The following is a 21,272-nucleotide window of genomic DNA, read 5'->3' as shown; positions in this document are numbered from 1 at the left end:
GCTAGTTTCGGTTACGGGTGACTTTAATAACGTCTGGCATCACGCGGATTTTGCGCATGATATTCGCCAGATGTACGCGATCGCGTGCGGTAAGGCGAATAAAGGTACTATAGACGCGACCATCTTTCTCTTCAGTATTCAGGCTTTGAATATTGGAGGTGGTCGTATTAATCGCCGCCGTCAGGTTAGCCAGCGCGCCCTGATGGTTAAACATTTCCACCTTGATTTCGGTAATGAATTCCTGCTCCGTCTCTTTGTCCCATTCGACCGCCATAAATTTCTCTGGCTCTTTCTGGTATCCACGGATATTACGGCAGGATTCATGGTGGATCACCAGTCCTTTACCTGGGCTGACGTGAGCGATGATCGGGTCGCCTGGGATCGGACGACAACACTTCGCAAAGGTGATAAGCACGCCATCCGCGCCTTTAATCGGCAGGTGGCCGTGATTCGATTGCGCAACGGTCGGCACCACGGCTTCTCCTTGCTGCAGATTTTTCGCGACCACTACGCTCATCGCGTTGCCGAGACCGATTTCCGCCAGCAGATCGTCAAGCGTTGCCAGCTTCATACGATCCAGTTCGCGCTGAATATTTTCCTGCGGAATTTCCGCCAGCTTACGACTACCGCCTAAAGCATGGTTAAGCAGACGACGGCCCAGGCTTACGGAGTCATCACGTTTGAGGTTTTTCAGCAACTGACGAATTTTAGCGCGCGCTTTAGAGCTGACGACAAAGTTCAGCCAGGCGGCGTTGGGACGCGCGCCCGGCGCGGTAATAATTTCGACGGTCTGACCGCTGCTAAGCGGCTGCGACAGCGGATAAGGCTGCCGGTCGACACGCGCGCCGACGCAGGCGTGGCCGATATCGGTATGCACGGCGTAGGCGAAGTCCACCGGCGTAGCGCCAGCGGGCAGTTCGACAATGCGTCCTTCCGGGGTGAAAACGTAAATCTCATCCGGGAAGAGATCGGATTTTACGCTTTCGATAAATTCAAACGAACTACCGGCGCTCTGTTGTAGCTCCAGCAGGCTCTGCATCCAGCGCTGGGCGCGGATCTGCGCCGTGGTGCTGGTCTCACCGTGTTCTTTATACGCCCAGTGCGCCGCGACCCCCATTTCCGCCATCTGATCCATATCTTCGGTACGGATCTGGACTTCAACAGGAACGCCGTGCGGGCCGATCATTGAGGTGTGCAAAGACTGATAGCCGTTCGCTTTGGGAATGGCAATATAGTCTTTCACCCGTCCCGGACGCGGCTTATAGAGACTGTGCATCTGGCCGAGTACGCGATAGCAGGTATCGGAGTCATGAACGATGACGCGAAACGCGTAAATGTCCATGATCGAGTGAAAACGCTGCTCTTTGAGCACCATTTTACAGTAGATCGAGTAAAGATGTTTTTCGCGACCGCTAACGCGACACGGAATTCCCGCCTCTTGCAAACGTCCTTCGATTTCAGAGAGGATTTTTTGGATCATCTCTTTACGGTTGCCGCGCGCCGCTTTTACCACTTCTTTGATGACGCGGTAACGATTGGGATACAGCGCTTCAAAACCCAGCTCTTCAAGCTCGGTCTTGATGTGATGGATACCTAAACGGTGTGCCAGCGGGCTGTAAATTTCGAGGGTTTCACGGGCAATACGACGACGTTTATCCGGGCGTAACGAGCCCAGCGTGCGCATGTTATGGGTACGGTCAGCAAGCTTAATGAGGATGACGCGGATATCCTGCACCATCGCCATAATCATTTTGCGAAAGTTTTCGGCCTGCGCCTCTTTCTTATCGCGGAACTTGAGCTTATCAAGTTTCGACACCCCCTCTACCAGCTCGGCAACGCTTTTACCGAAAAGCTGTTCCATGTCCTGATAAGTGGCGGGGGTATCTTCAATCACGTCATGCAGCAGAGCGGCCATCAGCGTTTCGTAGTCGAGTTTCATCTCGGCCAGAATACAGGCCACCGCTACCGGGTGCGTGATATAGGGTTCACCGCTTGAACGTGTCTGGCCCTCGTGAGCGTCACGTGCAACGAGATACGCCTGCCGAAGACGCTTAATCTGGTCTTCCGGCAGGTAGGTTTGAATCAGTTGATTCAGGCTTTCAAACAGATACAAGGGCGACCCGCTTTGTGATTAACGACGACCTTCAGCAATAGCGGTAACGGCTTGTAATTCAGCGGCTTCCTGCTCTTGCTGTTCCTGGCGCTCGCGGACGTCGAGGATCTGGTTGTTAATCAGACCTTCTTCGATTTCGCGCAACGCGATAACGGTAGTTTTATCGTTTTCTTCCGGTACCAGCGGATCCTTTCCGCCTACCTGCATCTGACGAGCGCGACGCGCGGCGACCAGTACCAGGTCAAAACGGTTACCAATTTTCTCTACAGCGTCCTGAACAGTTACGCGTGCCATACTTAAAATGCTCCACAGGTGAAGAAATGACTGGGCATGATACTGAAAGTGGGTTCAGTCTGCCAACAATTTGCTGATTAAAGCGTCATGACGCTGCTTTTGGCGGCTCATACGCAGACGTTCAGCGCGAATGATGGTTTTCAAGTCGCTTAACGCGGTATCAAAGTCGTCATTCACAATAAGATAATCATATTCGGCGTAATGGCTCATTTCTGCAACCGCTTGCGCCATTCGTTTGGCAATGACTTCTTCGCTATCTTGCCCGCGACCGCGTAAACGGCGATCCAATTCGATCTTTGACGGCGGCAAAATAAAAATGCTGCGTGCTTGCGGCATCTTTTCGCGAATTTGCTGGGCGCCCTGCCAGTCGATATCCAGAAAAACATCAACGCCGGTTGCCAGCACTTGCTCAATGGTTTCGCGCGAAGTGCCGTAGTAATTGCCAAACACTTCCGCGTGCTCCAGAAACGCCTCCCTGCCAATCATGGTTTTAAACTCATCATGATTTACAAAGAAATAGTGCTCACCGTGCACTTCACCCGGACGCGGCGCGCGCGTGGTATGTGAAACGGAAACCTGAGTGTCATACAACGGTTGGGTTTTTAATAAAGCCTGAATCAGGCTGGATTTACCCGCGCCACTGGGGGCAGAAACAATATAAAGCGTACCTTGAGCCATGAGTATCTTACGTCTGTGATTATCGAAATAGAGCCTTGATACGGGCTTATTATACACATCGCCGTTATGCGACGTAGTCTTTGTCACACTTTTTGCGCCAGATTATTGCATTTTGCGTCCCTTTTTCCGCTTTTATCGCGTCGTTGCAGCAACCCACCAAAAAATCTGGAAAGCGGCTCGGATGATGCATTTTTACCTGTCGGTTTTTATTCACTAAAGCGCTATACCTGCCGGGCAATGTGCGCAGGAGGTCGTGATGAGATTATGGAAAAGTATGGCGTGGGGAATTTTATTGTGGCATTCGCAGAGTGGGGCGCTTTGCCCGGCCTGGCCGCCAGCAAGGGCCGCTGAAGAAATCGCCCGTTTACAGCAACAGCTCGCTGACTGGAATGACATTTACTGGAAACAAGGCGTTAGCGCGGTTGACGATAGTGTGTACGACCAACTCAGCGCAAGGCTGGTTCAGTGGCAACGCTGTGTTGGTCAGGATGTTTCATCTACTCCGGTTTCACCGCCGTTAAACGGTACAACAATGCATCCTGTTGCGCATACGGGCGTACGTAAACTCGCGGACCGGCAGGCGGTAGAACAGTGGATGCGCGGGCGCAGCGAGCTTTGGGTACAACCAAAAGTGGATGGCGTAGCGGTAACGCTGGTTTATCAAAACGGTAAACTGGCCAGGGCTATCAGCCGAGGTAACGGACTACAAGGCGAGGACTGGACGCCAAAAATTCGCCTGATCCCCTCTATACCGCAGACAACACAAGGCGCGCTTGCTAACGCGGTGTTGCAGGGCGAAATCTTTCTACAGCGCGAGGGGCATATCCAGCAACGGATGGGCGGGATGAATGCGCGCTCGAAAGTCGCAGGAATGTTAATGCGCCAGGATAACGCCTCCGCGCTAAATTCGTTGGGTATTTTTATTTGGGCGTGGCCGGACGGTCCGGCAAATATGCCCGAAAGATTAAGCCAACTTGCTAAGGCTGGATTCAGTCTGACGAAGAAATATACCCTGGCGGTAAAAGATGCCAGCGAGGTCGAGCGGGCGCGCCAGTCATGGCTGACGTCAGCGTTGCCCTTTGTGACGGATGGCGTAGTGATACGCATGGCTAAAGAGCCCGCGGCACAATACTGGCGACCCGGGCAGGGCGACTGGCTGGCAGCATGGAAATATCCGCCAGTAGCGCAGGTCGCGCAAGTGAGCGCTATTCAGTTCTCGGTGGGGAAAAGCGGCAAAATTACCGTAGTAGCGTCGCTTGTCCCCGTTATATTGGATGATAAGCGGGTTCAGCGGGTCAATATCGGCTCTGTGAAACGTTGGGAAGCGTGGGATATCGCGCCGGGCGATCAGATCCTGGTGAGTCTGGCCGGGCAAGGCATTCCCCGGCTTGATGAGGTCGTCTGGCGGAGTCGTGAGCGGAGTAAGCCTGTACCGCCTGATAGCCATTTCAACTCGCTGACCTGCTTTTACGCGTCGGCAACGTGTCAGGAACAGTTTATCTCCAGGCTGGTATGGCTGGGATCACGATCGGCGTTGGGTCTGGACGGAATGGGCGAAGCCAGCTGGCGGGCCTTGCATCAGACGCATCGCTTTGAGCATATCTTCTCCTGGCTTGCCCTGACGTCAGCGCAAATAGCCAACACGCCAGGCTTTGCTAAAGGAAAAAGCGAGCAGATATGGCGACAATTTAACCTGGCGCGCCGGCAGTCGTTTACCCGCTGGATCATGGCGATGGATATCCCCTTAACGCAGGCCGCATTACAGGCCAGCGGCGATCGTTCATGGGAGCAGTTATTAATGCGAACAGAGCAACACTGGCGGCAGTTGCCAGCGACGGGCGAGCGCCGTGCCGGGAGAGTTATCGACTGGCGGGATAATCCGCAGATCAAAGCGCTGAGCAGATGGCTGTCTGCTCAGCATATTCCCGGATTTGGGTCTTAGTGCCCTTCATGGCGGTAATAAAATACCGGCAGGCCAAGTTTAAGACGTAGCGCTAATAACCTTGCTGTAAAGCCAAACAGTAACGTAGAGATAACGACGACATCCGGATTCATGACGTAATGTTGTAGCGCAATATAGAGCACCGCCGAGGCGAACGAAATGCCGGCATATAGCTCTTTTTGAAACACCAGTGGAATGCGTTTGCAGAACATATCGCGGAGTACGCCGCCAAAGACGCCGGTAGTGACGGCGGCTACCACGGCGATAATTGGCCCTTCGCCCATATCAAGGGCTATCTGAGCGCCAATAATAGAGAAAACCACCAACCCCAGCGCGTCAAGTACCAGGAAAAGCTTGCGTAAATAGGGCATGACGGGGGCAACAATGGTGGTCAATACAGCGGCAGTCGCCACAATAATGACATATTCGGGATGCTTCACCCAACCCAGCGGATAGTGACCGAGCAGAATGTCGCGAACCGAGCCTCCACCAATGGCGGTGGCGGTAGCAATAATAATTACGCCGAATGTATCCATGCGACGACGACCCGCAGCGAGTGCGCCCGTCATGGCCTCGGCAGTGATGCCAATTAAATAAAGAACGTGCAACAGCATGATTTCCCCCTAATTTACTGGGGGCGAAGATTAACGATTTGTGCGCTGTATCACGATTGAGATTTTCTAAGGCATTATACGATTAATAAATTTTAGTAATGATTTTAAATTTATGGTTAATAATTATTTATTATATATATCAATAAATTGCACATCATTTTTGTGGTTTATTGTATGCAAGGTTTTTCTGTTTTGACTTAGATAAATTACCTGAACGGCGCCCTGGACGCGCCGCCGGTGAGTCATTTCATTATGGCTGCTGTGCGGTAAGTTGTGTGATGAAGCGCTGACGTGAGTGTTCCACATACTGTTGCAAGCCATTGGAATCAAAGAATGCCTGTGTATCGCCGTTGCGAAGTTGCTGTCGTTTCTCCAGTAGCCCGAAGCGGTCACCTTTGTTGGCAATAAAGATATCAACATGCTGAGCGGCCAGTGTTTTAAAGCTGCTCTGAATATCAGTAACCAGGTCAGGGTAATTTTTGTTGTTAATCAGCAGATAGTCAGGTGTGGCGAGACTATCTGCGTAAATTAGCGTCTTGCCGTTGCGGAGCGTTACGCGCCAGGAAGTTGAGCCGGGCAGATGTCCAGGCGTGAATAGTGCTGTCACGGTTATCCCTCCGAGGCTGATGCTTTCCTGGTTGTGGATAATTTTATCAGTGGTGACGGGCGGGAAGGGGAGCGCATCGCCAAGCGCAAAATCCTCTCGTCCACCCCTCGCCATCTGATCGGCGTTGGGTTGGCTGGCGACCAATTGTGCGCCGCTCCACGCTTTCAAACGTGCCATGCCCCCCGCTTGATCCAGCCGCGCATGGCTGTTCAATAGATAGCGTATGTCTGTGAGGCGGAATCCTGCCGCTTCAATATTCGCTTTAATTTGCGGTGCGCTTTCATCCAACCCCGCATCAATAAGAATATGCCCTGCCGGAGTGGTCAGCAGAATAGAAGAGAGATTTTCCGTGCCGACATACCACACGCCTTCTGTGATTTGAAACGGCTTTATAGGCTTAGCCCACGCTTTAAACAGTGATAACGGAGGCGCGGGTGATAACGGTTGTGAAGGATCTAATGCCGCCATGGCAGGAAGTGCTGATGTTGAAAATATACATACAAAGAATAATGCATAGCGATTCATAATGTTCTCCTGATTGAAGCGCCCGCAGTATACCTGGCAGTAATTTAGCCAGGTTCAATAAGAGAGACGTTTAATGAACTTGCTGCAAATGGATATGAATCTGTTAAAAGTACTGTATGTGCTGCTGGAGACGAGCTCTACGGGGAAAACGGCGCAAAAGCTGGCTTTGTCGCCTTCTGCGGTAAGTCATGCGTTAATGAGATTGCGCGATGCGCTAAACGACCCGTTGTTTCGACGGGAAGGGAACCGCCAGATTCCTACGCCTTATGCGCAGGCGCTGCGTGACAAATTGGCGCCTGTGTTTGTTTCGCTTAATGAGGAGCTGTTTGGCGATAAAGAGAACGGCTCCCGTTGTTTCCGGGTGGTACTTCCTCCCGCATTGAACGCGCTGCTTACGCCCGTTCTCGCAGAGAAAGGTCATCTTCATCAGGCGGTGATCGAGTGCCTTCCTTTTGCCCGCCGACCCTGGCGTGATGAACTGTTGGATAGCTCGGTTGATTTGGTGCTGGCAATTGGCGACCATCAAAAGCAGGTCAGCGCTCTGCATTACGAGCGGGTGGGGACTACACGTTTGATTGCGGTTTATGGCGCGCCATTGCGTTCACGTCTGGAGAATGCCGCAGAGTTGAATTTTGCTGATCTACAGCATTATCAGCACATTTACTGTTTGCCGTGGACAAAAGAGAACAACGAACTGGACAGGCAGCAGGCTCGTGCCGGGTTTGAACGTCCGCTGGCGTTTGTTTGTCATGATTACAGTCAACTTGCGCCTGCTGTCCAGTCGGCGCCGCTAATGGCGATTGTACCGCGCCCCTGGTATGAAAATTTATCCGATAAGCGCGGTCTTTTTGTCCTGCCGCTTGCCGGGGAGCAGGCGGAAGGCGCTATTTTTATGCAGTATCGGGCTTCGACGGTAGAGTGGAAGCGACGCCTTATCGACGCTATTCGCCGGAAATTAAAAACGTACTACCGATAAACGCGAGAGCCCGCATAAGGCGGGCTCTGTGACATATTGAGCGCCAGAATTATTCAATATTCTGGATTTGCTCGCGCATTTGCTCGATCAACACTTTTAATTCAATAGCGGAGTTAGTTACATCAGCGTTGATGGATTTGGAGGCCAGGGTGTTCGACTCACGGTTAAATTCTTGCATCATGAAGTCCAGACGGCGACCTACCGCCTCTTTTTTCTTCAGAATGTTGTAAGTCTCTTTGACGTGCGCTTCCAGACGATCCAGCTCTTCCGCCACATCAATGCGCTGCGCCATCATCACCAGCTCTTGCTCCAGACGGTTGTTTTCCAACTGAACCTGAGCATCTTCCAGCTTCGCGACCAGACGTTCACGCTGCCATTGCAAGATTTCCGGCATATGCGCGCGGACTTTCGCTACTTCGGCGCTGACGCCCTCCAGCCGTTGTTCAATCAGCGCTTTCAGCGCCTGGCCTTCCGTTTCGCGCGCGATGATAAAGTCATCCAGCGTACCGTCCAGCGCGGCTAAAATTTCTGCGGCAATCGCGTCCAGATCCTGCTCTTGCGCCGCCATGACACCTGGCCAGCGCAAAATATCAACCGGATTGATTTCCCCTTCGTCGCTCTGCATTTTGACCCAGTTTGCGGCGCTAACTAATTGTTTCGCTAGCTTTTCATTCAGAATAAGCTCGCCTTGCGCGCTGGCATCGGGTTCAAAACGCAGCATACATTCGACTTTGCCACGCGTCAGGCGTGTACGAATGCGTTCGCGCACGACGGGTTCAAGACTACGGAACTGTTCCGGCAGACGAAAGTAAGTTTCCAGATAACGCTGGTTTACCGAGCGCATTTCCCAGGTCGCGCTACCCCATTCACCCTTGATTTCACGCCGGGCGTAGGCGGTCATACTGCGGATCATAGATGTTCCCGTTTTTAAAGGAGAGATGAGGGGATTATAGCTATCCAGGCCTTGTCAGGATAGGAATAACCATCGGAAGTCCGTATAATGCGCAGCCACATTCGTTTTAAGCCGGAGATCTCAATATGCGTCCAGCAGGCCGTAGCGCTAATCAGGTGCGTCCCGTAACCCTGACCCGTAACTATACAAAACACGCTGAAGGCTCGGTACTGGTCGAATTTGGAGATACCAAAGTGTTGTGCACCGCCTCCATTGAAGAGGGCGTCCCTCGTTTTCTGAAAGGGCAAGGCCAGGGGTGGATCACCGCAGAGTATGGCATGTTGCCTCGCGCTACCCATACCCGTAATGCGCGTGAAGCGGCAAAGGGTAAGCAGGGCGGCCGTACTATGGAAATTCAGCGTTTGATCGCGCGTGCGCTGCGTGCAGCGGTCGATCTGAAAACGCTCGGCGAATTTACCATTACGCTGGACTGCGATGTAATCCAGGCCGATGGCGGTACGCGTACAGCGTCTATTACCGGTGCCTGCGTGGCGTTGGCGGATGCGCTGAATAAATTGGTTGCCAACGGTAAGCTGAAAACCAATCCGATGAAAGGCATGGTGGCGGCGGTTTCCGTAGGCATCGTTAACGGCGAAGCGATCTGCGATCTGGAATATGTTGAAGATTCCGCCGCAGAAACCGACATGAACGTCGTGATGACTGAAGACGGCCGCATTATTGAAGTACAGGGTACCGCGGAAGGCGAGCCGTTCAGCCATGAAGAACTTCTCACTTTGTTGGCGCTGGCCCGAGGGGGAATTGAATCCATTGTGGCGACGCAGAAGGCGGCGTTAGAAAATTGATTTTAAGGCGACTGAAAAGTCGCCTTTTTTTTGTCCGTAAATTTCGTAAATGATGAAAGTAAGAAAAGGAGCGAATCCATGAAACCGTATCAGCGCCAGTTTATTGAGTTTGCGCTTAACAAGCAGGTACTAAAGTTTGGCGAGTTTACGCTGAAATCCGGGCGCAAAAGCCCCTATTTCTTCAACGCCGGGCTGTTTAATACCGGGCGCGACCTGGCGTTGTTAGGCCGTTTTTATGCCGAAGCGCTGGTGGATTCCGGTATTGAATTTGATCTGCTGTTTGGCCCCGCATACAAAGGTATTCCGATCGCGACGACGACGGCGGTTGCGCTGGCGGAACATCACGATAAAGACCTGCCGTACTGCTTTAACCGCAAAGAGGCAAAAGATCATGGCGAAGGCGGGAGTCTGGTGGGCAGCGCGCTACAGGGCCGCGTGATGCTGGTGGATGACGTGATTACCGCAGGTACGGCGATTCGCGAGTCGATGGAGATTATTCAGGCGCACGGGGCTACGCTGGCTGGCGTACTGATTTCGCTGGATCGTCAGGAACGTGGCCGCGGCGAGATTTCCGCGATTCAGGAAGTGGAGCGCGACTATGGTTGTAAGGTTATCTCCATCATTACGCTGAAAGACCTGATTGCCTATCTGGAAGAAAAACCTGATATGGCTGAGCATCTGGCGGCTGTGCGAGCATACCGGGAAGAATTTGGCGTGTAAGCGAATTGCCCGGTGGCGCTTTACCGGGCTTATGTTTCTGTCGCCTGGATAAGGCGTGAGCCTCTATCCAGTCAGCGTTACTGTAGCTGAGCGGCAATGAGCGGCCAGCGGGCGTCGAAATCGTCCGTTGGGCGGTATTTAAATTCGCTACGCACGAACCGTGAAAGCATACCTTCACAGAAGGCTAACAGTTGGCTTGCCAGCAGATTTTCATCCGTCGTGTAGCCTTCGCCTTCACGCATTCTTTTTTCTCGTAGCACCTGGCGGAGCTGCGCTTCGATGCGTTCAAAAAGCTGATTAATGCGTCCCTGCAGGCGATCCTGTTCAAACATCAGCGCGTGCCCGGTAAGAATGCGCGTCAGGCCAGGGTTGCGTTCGCCAAAACCCAGAATCAGCAACACAATCAGGCGCAAACGCGTGCTGGTGTTTTTTTCATCTTTTAAAATCAGATTGATACGGGTAATCAGACTATCTTCGATAAACTCAATCAGGCTATCGAACATGCGGGTCTTGCTGGGAAAATGGCGGTATAGCGCCGCTTCGGAAACGCCGACCGAGGCCGCCAGTTTTGCCGTCGTGATGCGTTGGCTTCCATCGCTGGATTCAAGCATCAGCGCCAGTGACTGAAGTATTTCTTCGCGACGATTCCTTTTCGCAGTTTGTTTTTCTGCCATGTTACAAAATACCCCTGAAAATAAGCACTTGCCAGGCGAGCACCCACGCTATAACCGCAAACTCAGCGCTTGCGGCAGTATTATGACGTTATGGGGATGCGTAAAATTTACTTACGGCCAGAATGACCGAAGCCGCCCTCGCCACGTTCGGTGGCGTCAAATGCTTCCACCAGATTAAATTCGGCCTGAACGACCGGAACAAACACCATTTGCGCGATACGTTCGCCCGGTTCAATGGTAAAACTGTCCTGACCACGGTTCCAGATCGAAACCATCAGTTGCCCCTGATAATCGGAATCAATCAGCCCGACCAGGTTACCCAGCACGATACCATGTTTATGGCCCAGGCCCGAACGCGGCAACATGACTGCCGCCAGTGATGGATCGGCGATATGAATGGCCAGTCCGGTAGGCACCAACGTCGTTGCGCCAGGCGCCAGTTCTACGGCGTCGTCGAGACAGGCGCGCAGGTCAAGCCCGGCAGAACCAGAAGTAGCATAAGTCGGTAGCGGAAACTGCTGACCAACACGCGGGTCCAGAATCTTAACGTCGATTTTTTTCATCATAACGGGTCACGATCTCGTCGAGTAATAATTGGCCCAGGAGTTCTTTTCGCTCAAGCGGTAAGACTTTATCTCCATCCTGCCAGAAAAGGTGTAAAGCGTTTTTATCGCTATTAAATCCCTGATTTGAAAGAGAAACATCATTTGCACAAATCAGGTCAAGGTTCTTACGGATACGTTTTTGCCGGGCGTATTCTTCCACATTATTCGTTTCCGCGGCAAACCCAACAACGTAGGGTCGATTGTCACTGAGTGCGGCCACCCCGGCGACAATGTCCGGGTTTTTGACCATTTTTATTAGTAATTCATCACCTTGCGCCGCCTGTTTTTTGATTTTTTCACTGGCGATAGTCTCTGCGCGATAGTCAGCCACGGCGGCGCAGCTAATGAAAATGTGCTGCTGTTGAACGGCGGCCTGAACAGCGGCTTCCATGTCCAGCGCGGTTATGACATCAACCCGTTTTACAAAAGGCGGCGTTGGTAACGAAACGGGACCGGAGACCAGCGTGACATTTGCGCCGCGACGCGCGGCGGCCGCCGCAATAGCGAAGCCCATTTTACCGGAGCTGTGGTTGGAAATATAACGCACCGGGTCGAGCGGTTCGCGCGTCGGGCCTGCCGTAATCATGATATTAAGATGTCGCAGATCGTTGACGGCAGCGAAATGCGCGGCGGCCTTATCAACGATAACTAATGGGTCCAGCATTCGGCCTGGGCCTACATCGCCGCACGCCTGACTGCCGCTATCCGGCCCCCAAATGAACAGGCCGCGAGAGGCGAGCACCTCCAGATTATGTTGCGTGGCAGCAGCGCGGTACATCTGTTGGTTCATGGCCGGAAGAACGGCCACCGGGGCTGGCGTCGCCAGGCAGATGGTGGAGACTAAATCATTAGCCATACCCGATGCTACACGGGCGATCAGGTCGGCGGTCGCGGGGGCAAGAATCACCAGGTCGGCCCATTTCCCCAACTCGATATGCCCCATCGCGGCTTCAGCGGCAGGGTCAAGCAGACTGTCGGATACGGGATAGCCCGACACTGCCTGTAAGCTCAGGGGGGTAATAAAGGCTTTTGCCGCCTCGGTCATTGCCACGCGCACGTCAGCGCCGCGCTCACGTAAACGGCGCACCAGCTCCGGCGTTTTATACGCAGCGATACCGCCGCTAACGCCGAGAACAATTTTTTTACCGGCCAGGCTCATCATGTCTTTCCTGTTGGGTGACTTTGAAAGGCGGCTATTTTATCACAATCTCTACGGCGTCGTGTCGTTGCCTGCGCTCCACTTTGCGAGGCGCTACGCAAGAACAAAATCGGGGCGTCGATCTCTCCCAAAGGCTATGCCACTATGCCGCTTCCTTAAAAAAGGAGGTGCGCGTATGGATACGTTGGAGGAATTATTACCGCGTGAAAAAATGCTCAGATCCGGCATTGCTTCCCTCAGCGACGTGGAACTGCTGGCGCTTTTTTTACGTACCGGCACGCCGGGAAAAGATGTTATGACGTTGGCAAAAGAGATATTGCAGCACTTTGGGTCGCTGTATGGCCTGTTGTCGGCGGACTTTGCGCAGTTTCGCGGCGTAAACGGCATCGGCCTGGCGAAATTCGCGCAGTTGAAAGGCATTGCTGAGCTGGCAAGGCGCTATTACAGCGTGCGCATGAATGAGGAAAGTGCGTTGCTGAGTCCGGAAATGACGCGGGAATTTCTGCAAAGCCAACTGACGGGTGAAGAGCGTGAGATCTTTCTGGTGATCTTCCTCGATGCCCAGCACCGGGTGCTTCAGCACAGCCGCCTGTTTTCCGGCACGCTTAACCACGTAGAGGTGCATCCGCGTGAGATTGTTCGGGAAGCGATTAAACTCAATGCTTCAGCGGTCATTCTGGCGCATAACCACCCTTCAGGCTGCGCAGAGCCAAGTAAAGCAGATAAACTTATCACTGAGCGCGTGATAAAGTGTTGCCAGTTTATGGATATCCGGGTGCTCGATCACCTGATAATTGGGCGCGGAGAGTACGTTTCTTTTGCCGAACGCGGCTGGATTTAAGATTCTTTGCGCGATCCATCGGGATCTTTGTCTGTTCGGGACTTGAGCATATCGCCGGGTCAGCGTATACTACGCCACCTTTGAGAATCTCGGGTTTGGCATTTGGGCCTGGCAATCGAGAGTTCAATAGAACTGCGCGATGACCAGGCTGTAAAGCCTGACGAGGCGCCGATACCCCATACGAAGCTCGAGCTAATTTGATTTTTGGAGAATAGACATGTCCCGAGTCTGCCAAGTTACTGGCAAGCGTCCGGTGACCGGTAACAACCGTTCCCACGCACTGAACGCGACTAAACGCCGTTTCCTGCCTAACCTGCACTCTCACCGTTTCTGGGTTGAGAGCGAGAAGCGTTTTGTCACCCTGCGTGTATCTGCTAAAGGTATGCGTATCATCGATAAAAAAGGCATCGAAACAGTTCTGTCTGAACTGCGTGCCCGTGGCGAAAAGTACTAAGTACTAAGAGGAAATAAGTCATGGCTAAAGGTATTCGTGAGAAAATCAAGCTGGTTTCTTCTGCTGGTACTGGTCACTTCTATACCACTACGAAGAACAAACGTACTAAACCGGAAAAACTGGAACTGAAAAAATTCGATCCAGTTGTCCGTCAGCACGTGATCTACAAAGAAGCGAAAATCAAATAATTCTCGCTTTGATGTAACAAAAACCTCGCTTCGGCGGGGTTTTTTGTTTTCTGGCCGTCCCCATATTAATGAGACCTGCCATACAGCCGGAGACGTTATGCCTGAATTACCCGAAGTTGAAACCAGCCGCCGGGGTATTGAACCCCATTTAGTTGGCGCTACTATCCTGCACGCCCATATCCGTAACGGCCGTCTGCGCTGGCCGGTTTCAGACGAAATTTATCGTCTGAGCGATACACCTGTCCTTAGCGTTCAGCGTCGTGCTAAATATTTACTGCTGGAGCTGCCTGACGGCTGGATAATTATTCACCTGGGGATGTCGGGAAGCTTGCGGATACTGTCGGAAGCGCTGCCGGCGGAAAAGCACGACCATGTCGATTTGGTGATGAGCAATGGCAAAATTCTACGTTATACCGATCCTCGCCGCTTTGGCGCCTGGTTATGGACCAAAGAGCTGGAAGGGCATAACGTACTGGCGCATCTGGGACCGGAGCCGCTAAGCGATGAGTTTAATGGCGAATATTTGCAGCAGAAATGCGCGAAGAAGAAGATGGCGATTAAACCCTGGCTGATGGATAACAAGCTGGTGGTCGGCGTGGGGAATATCTACGCCAGCGAGTCGCTGTTTGCCGCTGGTATTCACCCTGACCGCCTGGCGTCGTCACTCTCGACAGAGGAGTGCGACCTGCTGGCACGGGTGATTAAAGCCGTTTTGCTGCGCTCTATTGAACAAGGCGGGACAACGCTGAAGGATTTTCTGCAAAGCGATGGGAAACCGGGCTATTTTGCGCAGGAGTTGCAGGTGTACGGGCGCAAAGGCGAGCCGTGTCGGGTATGCGGTACGCCGATAGTCGCAACGAAACACGCACAGCGTGCGACGTTCTATTGCCGTCACTGTCAGAAGTAAAACGCCAGGCCCGGCAAGGAAGGAAACTTATTTCAACTTATCCATTAGCGCCTGATGCACATTGTCCGGCAGAAAGTGGGTCACATCGCCCTGATGGCGTGCCACTTCTTTGACCAGCGACGATGAAATAAACGACCACTCTTTGGACGGCATCAGGAAAACGCTTTCCAGTTGCGGCATCAGATGGCGATTCATATGCGCCAACTGCATTTCATATTCAAAATCCGCCACCGCGCGCAGACCACGAATCAGGATATTCGCCTGTCTGTCGCGGGCGAAATTGGCCATCAGGTCGCTAAAGCCTACCACCTCTACGTTACCCAGGTGTGCGGTCGCTTTTTGCGCCAGCGCCACACGTTCGTCCAGGGTGAACATGGGTTTCTTGCCGGGGCTGGCGGCGATAGCCAGAATGACATGGTCGAACATCTGCGTTGCGCGCGTCACAATATCGAGATGACCGTTAGTAATCGGATCAAACGTGCCTGGATAAATCGCCCGTTTTTGCATGACAGTCCTCAATGCGTTTTCGGTGGCAGATAAGGTTCCAGCAGTTGCAGCAGACGCTGGAGCGCGCCCTGATTTTGATACAGCACTTCAACTGCGTGACGTCCGTAGAAATTACGATAATCAGCGTCGGTCAGTAAAGAGGAAACTTCTTTTGCCAGCGTAGCCGCATCGGTAATCGTGATAAGTCCGCTCGCCTGATCCAGACGGGCGCAAATATCTTTAAAGTTAAAGGTATGCGGACCCATCAGTACCGGAATCGCATGAGCGGCGGCCTCCAGCGGGTTATGACCGCCGCGTTCAACCAGCGAACCACCAACAAAGGCGAGATCGGCAATGCCATAGAGCAACATCAATTCGCCCATGGTATCGCCTACCACGACCTGGGTGCTGGCGGACGGCACTTCGCCCGAAGAGCGAGTGATGTAGCTTAACCCTGCCTGACGCACAAGATTGATAGCATCCGGAAAACGCTCCGGATGGCGGGGCACCAGAATCAGTAATAAATTCGGGAATTGATGTAATAACGCCTGGTGAGCGGCGATAACGATACTCTCTTCGCCATCGTGGGTGCTGGTGGCAATCCAGACCGGACGGTGCGGCGCCCACTGGCGGCGTAGCGTAACGGCTTTAGCCGCCAGCTGCGGCGTAACTGAAATATCAAATTTCAGACTGCCGGTGACCGTGACCTGATTGTTCTTCGCGCCCAATGCCACAAAGCGTTCGCCATCTTCTTCGTTTTGCGCGGCAATCAGGGTGATACGGCGCAGGAGCGTACGGACAAACTTGCCAAGCTTCGCATAACCCGCGGCGGAGCGGGCGGAAAGCCGCGCATTAGCGATAACCAGTGGAATATGACGTTTGTGCAGCGCAGCAATCAGATTTGGCCAGAGCTCAGTCTCCATGATCAATACCAGCTTAGGATCAATCTCATTGAGGAAACGATTGAGCGCATCGGGCAAATCATAAGGCAAGTAAACGTGCTGAACATCGTTGCCAAAGGCGGACTGGACGCGCTCCGAGCCGGTCGGCGTCATGGTCGTTACGGTAATAGGCAGATCGGGATAGCGATGACGTAGAGCGCGGACCAATGGGATGGCCGCCAGAGTTTCGCCCACCGAGACGGAATGCAGCATGATTCCGCCCGGTTTCAACGGACGGCGGTAGAATCCGTAGCGTTCACCCCAACGTTTACGATAGGCCGGCGCTTTACGTCCACGCACCCAAAGCCGTATCCAGATCAGAGGCTGAATAAGGTAGAGAAGAGCGGTGTAAAGCAATTCGAGCATAGTAAATAGCTGACTTATGGATGTGCTGGGGATTCTATGTATTTAGCCTGGGCTTTACCATTACTTTTCCCATTTTTGCGCCAAATTGGCTCAGAAGCGAGGATTCCAGGCGCTGAACCCCATTATTTTTGCATTTTTACGCAATCCATTGAAATTTGCCGCCCTTGTCGCCCCAGACAATGGGAATGACCATTCACAAGAGAGGGATAAATTATTATCTCTTTGAATTTATAATTAAAAAAATGATTGTGTATAAAAATTATTCGTATCGGATTGCTGCGAAAGAAGTGTTACACTAGCGCATCTAAAATGAGTGCGGTATTAGCCATCGGGTTGCTGTGAAGCCTGGGGCGGTAGCGTGCTTTTTTCTGCTTATTTATCCGGACAATTTCAACCAAAGAGTCGCTTGTGGAAAAGCCATTTCGAAGAATTCTGATTATAAAAATGCGTTTTCATGGAGACATGTTACTTACCACTCCTGTCATCAGCACGCTGAAGCAGAATTATCCCGATGCAAAAATCGATGTGCTTCTTTACCAGAACACCATACCGATATTGTCGGAAAATCCGGAGATTAATGCACTCTACGGCATCAGTAACAAAGGCGCAGGGACAAAAGAGAAGATTAAAAACGCGCTATCGCTAATCAAAAAATTGCGTGCTAACTCGTATGATCTGGTCGTCAATCTCACCGATCAGTGGAGCGTGGCGCTCATTGTGCGTTTTTTAAACGCAAAAACAAAAATCTCGCAGGATTTCGGTAATCGTCAGTCTGCTTTATGGAAAAAGAGCTTTACGCATTTAGTACCTTATGCGGGAGAACATGCTGTTGAGCGCACATTATCCGCGCTAAAGCCGTTAGCGTTAAAACAGTATGTCACGGAAACCACCATGAGCTATCGCCCGGAACATTGGGAAAACATGCGACAACAGCTCAAACAACTTGGTGTGACCCGACAATATGTTGTTATTCAGCCTACGGCACGGCAGCTATTTAAGTGCTGGGATAATGATAAATTCTCTCAGGTTATTGATGCCGTGCAGCGCCGCGGTTATCAGGTTGTGCTGACGTCAGGCCCGGCCGCAGACGAGATGGCCTGCGTGGATGCTATTGCACGCGGCTGTGAGACAAAACCGGTTACTGGTCTGGCGGGTAAAACTCGCTTTCCTGAATTGGGCGCGTTGATTGACCATGCGGATCTCTTTATCGGCGTTGATTCGGCCCCTGGTCATATTGCCGCAGCAGTCAAAACGCCGGTCATTTGCCTTTTCGGCGCGACGGATCATGTATTCTGGCGTCCCTGGACCGACGACATCATTCAGTTTTGGGCAGGAAATTATCAGCCGATGCCTGAACGGCATGAGCTTGATCGTAATAAAAAATACCTTTCCGTGATTCCGGCTGAAGATGTTATCGCCGCGACGGAAAAAATGCTGCCGCATGAGGCACGCCCCATAGATTTGGACAGCCTGCTATGAGAGTTGCCTTTTGCTTATATAAATATTTTCCTTTTGGCGGTCTGCAGCGTGATTTTATGCGCATTGCCCAAACCGTGGCGGCGCGAGGGCATCAGGTTCGTGTTTATACTCAGTCATGGGAAGGGGAATGCCCGGATAACTTTGAATTAATCCGCGTGCCGGTTAAATCCCGGACGAACCACGGTCGTAACGCAGAATATTATGCCTGGGTGCAACACCATTTGCGCGACCACCCTGTCGATCGGGTGGTTGGATTCAATAAGATGCCGGGCCTTGATGTGTATTACGCCGCAGACGTGTGTTACGCCGAAAAAGTCGCACAGGAAAAAGGATTTTTCTATCGCCTGACATCACGCTATCGGCATTATGCTGCTTTTGAACGCGCCACGTTTGAACACGGCAAGCCGACGCAACTATTAATGCTGACGAATAAGCAGATTGCTGACTTCCAAAAACATTATCAGACTGAAGCGGAGCGTTTCCATATTCTTCCTCCGGGGATTTACCCGGACAGAAAATATAGCCAACAGATCCCAAACAGTCGTCAAATTTATCGTCAGAAAAATGGTATCTCAGAACAGCAAAAATTACTGTTGCAAGTAGGGTCTGACTTTACCCGTAAAGGTGTGGATCGCTCTATTGAAGCGCTGGCATCGCTACCCGAATCTTTACGGCAAAATACGGTGCTCTATGTTGTTGGGCAGGATAAGCCGAAGAAGTTTGCAGCGCTGGCTGAAAGAAGCGGCGTCGGCACGAATGTGCATTTTTTCTCCGGACGTAATGATATCGCGGAGTTAATGGCGGCAGCCGACCTTTTACTGCATCCAGCCTATCAGGAAGCTGCTGGTATTGTTTTGCTGGAAGCCATTACTGCTGGTTTGCCGGTGCTGACAACCGCGGTGTGCGGTTATGCACATTATATTGTGGATGCAAACTGTGGCGAAGCGATGACTGAACCATTCCGCCAGGATGCGCTAAATGAGGTTTTACTCAAAGCGCTGACACAGCCTTCCTTACGCAGCGCCTGGGCTGAAAATGCGCGGTATTATGCTGATACCCAGGATTTATACAGCTTACCGGAGAAGGCCGCAGATATTATTACAGGTGATTTAGATGGTTGAGCTGAAAGCGCCGTTAACCACACTATGGCGCGGTAAAGATGCTTTTGAGGAAGTGAAAACGTTACAGGGCGAAGTGTTCAGAGAGCTGGAGACGCGTCGAACATTGCGGTTTGAGCTGGACGGCAAAAGCTACTTCCTGAAGTGGCATAAAGGCACTTCGCTGAAAGAAATTGTGAAGAACCTGATTTCGTTACGTATGCCTGTTCTGGGCGCTGACAGAGAATGGCACGCCATTCATCATCTACATGAGCTGGGCGTTGATACGATGCACGGCGTTGGTTTTGGTGAAAAAGGCGTAAATCCGCTAACCAGAACATCATTTATTATCACCGAAGATTTAACGCCCACGATTAGCCTTGAAGACTACTGTGCTGACTGGGCTGTTAATCCACCGGACGCGCAGGTGAAGTGGATGATCATTAAGCGTGTTGCGACTATGGTACGTAAAATGCACGCCGGGGGAATTAACCATCGTGACTGTTATATTTGCCACTTTCTTCTGCATTTACCTTTCACAGGTCGTGAAGAGGATTTAAAAATCTCCGTAATCGACCTGCATCGCGCGCAGATACGTCAGCACGTTCCCCTTCGCTGGCGTGACAAGGATTTAATTGGGCTTTATTTTTCTTCAATGAATATTGGCCTGACTCAGCGAGATATATTCCGGTTTATGCGTGAGTATTTCTCTCTCCCCCTGCGAGAGATTTTGCACAAAGAATCGGGGTTGATTCATCAGGCGGATGTTAAAGCCGCTCGAATTAAAGAAAGAACAATAAGAAAAAATCTTTAATATAAAATTTATATATTTAAATAGCTTAGAGGCTATATGTTTCTATTCATATGCATGACTAATTTGCAATTATTGATTGCACGGTCAATTATAGAAAAAGAGCAGTTGAAAAAAGTTGATGTTTTATTTATTGGCGATGTAGATAACGTAAAAAATCAGTACTATTTAAAAAAAATTCAGCCGTTATGTCGGCACTCAGACATCGTCCCGCAGGTAGCAAAATTTTCGACATTTAAAACGATTCAAAGAACACGGTATGCTAAAAAAATCATGGAAAAGTATGCCAGAGAATATCATACTGTTTTCTTCGCGAATTTTCATGTCCCGCTTATACACCATATTTTATCCTGTATCACTTTTTCTGAAATAAAAACCTTTGATGATGGTACAAATAATATCAATCAGAAAAGTATAATGTATGAAAATAAGAATATAAGCGCCACATCGAAGTTAATACGAAAGCTGATGGGGCGTAAATATCATAAAGATGAAATATTAAAGTTAGACGCAAAACATTATACTCTATTTCCTAATAGAACCAACATAATTGAAAAGACCGAAGGAATTATATTGGTACACCATAACGGTCTTCCTGATACGAATAATGGCTTTAAAAAAGTATTATTGGGAACTGTATATACTGATGCGTTAAAAAATAAAGAAGATGAGTGTGTTTTTCTTCAGCATCTTCAGCGGTTTATTAAAAAAGAAGCGGTTGATATATATATTCCTCACCCTCGATATGACTCTCATCAGTTTAATGGTGTATTGAATGTTAGCTCTGAAATGATAGCCGAGGACATTATTTTAGAATATCTGGAGCAAGGGATGTCATTAGAGATATATGGATTTAATAGCACAGTTCAGTATAACCTAAATAATATCTCAACTATCAAAAACTATAAAATAACCAGCCCTTTTCTAAAAGATAGCTTTAATCATGGACTGGGGTTCGATTTTAATCAGGTCTCAGTATAAATATAGTGTTGATTGGGTTTGTTCTTACAGAATTTTAAAAGTGAAGGAAGCCGAATAAC

At 50.9% G+C, this 21,272-nt stretch carries 23 protein-coding genes; 12 read left to right on the top strand and 11 right to left on the bottom strand.

Annotation, left to right across the window (positions count from 1 at the left end; all coding sequences use genetic code 11):
* Nucleotide 1 precedes the first annotated feature (1 nt).
* From spoT to gmk, 3 genes are read right to left on the bottom strand one after another with little or no spacing between them, the layout of a single operon-like run.
* Nucleotides 2-2,113: a bifunctional GTP diphosphokinase/guanosine-3',5'-bis pyrophosphate 3'-pyrophosphohydrolase gene (gene spoT, locus NA389_RS15160; RefSeq protein WP_000280481.1), complete on the bottom strand. Its 2,112-nt coding sequence runs from the start codon at nucleotides 2,111-2,113 to the stop codon at nucleotides 2-4.
* An 18-nt stretch (nucleotides 2,114-2,131) separates the two neighbouring features.
* Nucleotides 2,132-2,407: a DNA-directed RNA polymerase subunit omega gene (gene rpoZ / locus NA389_RS15155; RefSeq protein ID WP_000135058.1), complete on the bottom strand. Its 276-nt coding sequence runs from the start codon at nucleotides 2,405-2,407 to the stop codon at nucleotides 2,132-2,134.
* Between the two features lie 54 nt (nucleotides 2,408-2,461).
* Entirely contained in the window at nucleotides 2,462-3,085 is a 624-nt protein-coding gene (gene gmk, locus NA389_RS15150; protein ID WP_000046966.1) for a guanylate kinase, read from the bottom strand.
* Between the two features lie 256 nt (nucleotides 3,086-3,341).
* Between gmk and ligB the strand changes: the two genes are divergently transcribed.
* The gene (ligB, locus tag NA389_RS15145) at nucleotides 3,342-5,027 is read left to right on the top strand and encodes an NAD-dependent DNA ligase LigB (protein ID WP_001241828.1); all 1,686 of its coding nucleotides are present in this window, start codon (nucleotides 3,342-3,344) and stop codon (nucleotides 5,025-5,027) included.
* Here the strand turns inward: ligB and NA389_RS15140 are convergent.
* Nucleotides 5,024-5,641, bottom strand: a complete 618-nt coding sequence (locus NA389_RS15140) for a trimeric intracellular cation channel family protein (protein WP_000924334.1) — start codon at nucleotides 5,639-5,641, stop codon at nucleotides 5,024-5,026. The genes ligB and NA389_RS15140 overlap by 4 nt on opposite strands.
* A 250-nt stretch (nucleotides 5,642-5,891) precedes the next feature.
* A complete protein-coding gene (locus tag NA389_RS15135) occupies nucleotides 5,892-6,773 on the bottom strand; it encodes an HARLDQ motif MBL-fold protein (protein WP_001082957.1) in 882 nt (293 codons plus the stop codon).
* A 73-nt stretch (nucleotides 6,774-6,846) separates the two neighbouring features.
* On the opposite strand from NA389_RS15135, the gene NA389_RS15130 reads away from it, so the two are divergent.
* On the top strand, nucleotides 6,847-7,749 hold the full coding sequence (locus NA389_RS15130) for a LysR family transcriptional regulator (protein ID WP_001050869.1): 903 nt from the start codon (nucleotides 6,847-6,849) through the stop codon (nucleotides 7,747-7,749).
* Between the two features lie 49 nt (nucleotides 7,750-7,798).
* Here the strand turns inward: NA389_RS15130 and NA389_RS15125 are convergent, their stop codons facing one another.
* Nucleotides 7,799-8,662, bottom strand: a complete 864-nt coding sequence (locus NA389_RS15125; RefSeq protein ID WP_000621347.1) for a YicC/YloC family endoribonuclease — start codon at nucleotides 8,660-8,662, stop codon at nucleotides 7,799-7,801.
* A gap of 125 nt (nucleotides 8,663-8,787) precedes the next feature.
* Between NA389_RS15125 and rph the strand changes: the two genes are divergently transcribed.
* Complete coding sequence (rph, locus tag NA389_RS15120; protein WP_001247078.1) at nucleotides 8,788-9,504, top strand: ribonuclease PH; 717 nt, start codon at nucleotides 8,788-8,790, stop codon at nucleotides 9,502-9,504.
* A 78-nt stretch (nucleotides 9,505-9,582) separates the two neighbouring features.
* On the top strand, nucleotides 9,583-10,224 hold the full coding sequence (pyrE, locus tag NA389_RS15115) for an orotate phosphoribosyltransferase (protein ID WP_000806167.1): 642 nt from the start codon (nucleotides 9,583-9,585) through the stop codon (nucleotides 10,222-10,224).
* Between the two features lie 77 nt (nucleotides 10,225-10,301).
* On the opposite strand, the gene slmA is transcribed toward pyrE, so the two are convergent.
* The 3 genes from slmA to coaBC form a co-directional block, all read right to left on the bottom strand.
* Entirely contained in the window at nucleotides 10,302-10,898 is a 597-nt protein-coding gene (gene slmA, locus NA389_RS15110) for a nucleoid occlusion factor SlmA (RefSeq protein WP_000818607.1), read from the bottom strand.
* A gap of 107 nt (nucleotides 10,899-11,005) precedes the next feature.
* On the bottom strand, nucleotides 11,006-11,464 hold the full coding sequence (gene dut / locus NA389_RS15105) for a dUTP diphosphatase (protein WP_000976078.1): 459 nt from the start codon (nucleotides 11,462-11,464) through the stop codon (nucleotides 11,006-11,008).
* A complete protein-coding gene (gene coaBC, locus NA389_RS15100; protein WP_000050176.1) occupies nucleotides 11,442-12,662 on the bottom strand; it encodes a bifunctional phosphopantothenoylcysteine decarboxylase/phosphopantothenate--cysteine ligase CoaBC in 1,221 nt (406 codons plus the stop codon). Before coaBC ends, dut begins: the two co-directional genes overlap by 23 nt.
* 175 nt (nucleotides 12,663-12,837) lie before the next feature.
* On the opposite strand from coaBC, the gene radC reads away from it, so the two are divergent.
* The 4 genes from radC (at nucleotide 12,838) to mutM (ending at nucleotide 15,052) form a co-directional block, all read left to right on the top strand.
* Nucleotides 12,838-13,503 (top strand): RadC family protein, encoded by a 666-nt coding sequence (radC, locus tag NA389_RS15095; RefSeq protein WP_000380156.1) that lies wholly within the window; start codon nucleotides 12,838-12,840, stop codon nucleotides 13,501-13,503.
* Between the two features lie 217 nt (nucleotides 13,504-13,720).
* Nucleotides 13,721-13,957, top strand: coding sequence for a 50S ribosomal protein L28 (gene rpmB, locus NA389_RS15090; RefSeq protein ID WP_001519051.1), 237 nt, complete (start codon nucleotides 13,721-13,723; stop codon nucleotides 13,955-13,957).
* Between the two features lie 20 nt (nucleotides 13,958-13,977).
* The gene (rpmG, locus tag NA389_RS15085; protein WP_001051798.1) at nucleotides 13,978-14,145 is read left to right on the top strand and encodes a 50S ribosomal protein L33; all 168 of its coding nucleotides are present in this window, start codon (nucleotides 13,978-13,980) and stop codon (nucleotides 14,143-14,145) included.
* Between the two features lie 97 nt (nucleotides 14,146-14,242).
* Nucleotides 14,243-15,052, top strand: coding sequence for a bifunctional DNA-formamidopyrimidine glycosylase/DNA-(apurinic or apyrimidinic site) lyase (mutM, locus tag NA389_RS15080; protein ID WP_001114511.1), 810 nt, complete (start codon nucleotides 14,243-14,245; stop codon nucleotides 15,050-15,052).
* Nucleotides 15,053-15,079: 27 nt separating this feature from the next.
* Here the strand turns inward: mutM and coaD are convergent, their stop codons facing one another.
* Both coaD and waaA read right to left on the bottom strand, forming a co-directional pair.
* A complete protein-coding gene (gene coaD / locus NA389_RS15075; RefSeq protein WP_001171884.1) occupies nucleotides 15,080-15,559 on the bottom strand; it encodes a pantetheine-phosphate adenylyltransferase in 480 nt (159 codons plus the stop codon).
* Between the two features lie 8 nt (nucleotides 15,560-15,567).
* Nucleotides 15,568-16,845 (bottom strand): lipid IV(A) 3-deoxy-D-manno-octulosonic acid transferase, encoded by a 1,278-nt coding sequence (gene waaA / locus NA389_RS15070; RefSeq protein ID WP_000891580.1) that lies wholly within the window; start codon nucleotides 16,843-16,845, stop codon nucleotides 15,568-15,570.
* A gap of 408 nt (nucleotides 16,846-17,253) precedes the next feature.
* Here waaA and rfaQ point away from each other — a divergent pair, with 408 nt between their 5' ends.
* The 4 genes from rfaQ to NA389_RS15050 are packed head-to-tail and all read left to right on the top strand — an operon-like array spanning nucleotide 17,254 to nucleotide 21,213.
* Nucleotides 17,254-18,324, top strand: coding sequence for a lipopolysaccharide core heptosyltransferase RfaQ (gene rfaQ / locus NA389_RS15065; protein WP_001528295.1), 1,071 nt, complete (start codon nucleotides 17,254-17,256; stop codon nucleotides 18,322-18,324).
* Complete coding sequence (locus NA389_RS15060) at nucleotides 18,321-19,445, top strand: glycosyltransferase family 4 protein (RefSeq protein WP_001261579.1); 1,125 nt, start codon at nucleotides 18,321-18,323, stop codon at nucleotides 19,443-19,445. The genes rfaQ and NA389_RS15060 overlap by 4 nt, the downstream gene beginning before the upstream one ends.
* Complete coding sequence (gene rfaP, locus NA389_RS15055) at nucleotides 19,438-20,235, top strand: lipopolysaccharide core heptose(I) kinase RfaP (RefSeq protein WP_000229819.1); 798 nt, start codon at nucleotides 19,438-19,440, stop codon at nucleotides 20,233-20,235. Before NA389_RS15060 ends, rfaP begins: the two co-directional genes overlap by 8 nt.
* Before the next feature lie 54 nt (nucleotides 20,236-20,289).
* Nucleotides 20,290-21,213, top strand: coding sequence for a UDP-glucose--glucosyl LPS a 1, 2-glucosyltransferase (locus NA389_RS15050; protein ID WP_000183409.1), 924 nt, complete (start codon nucleotides 20,290-20,292; stop codon nucleotides 21,211-21,213).
* Nucleotides 21,214-21,272 lie beyond the last annotated feature (59 nt).

Source organism: Salmonella sp. NW645, from assembly GCF_051703725.1.
GTDB classification, from domain to species: Bacteria; Pseudomonadota; Gammaproteobacteria; order Enterobacterales; family Enterobacteriaceae; genus Salmonella; species Salmonella enterica.
The sequence above is the reverse complement of the archived record's forward strand: the minus strand, read 5'-3'. Positions and strand labels throughout refer to the sequence as shown.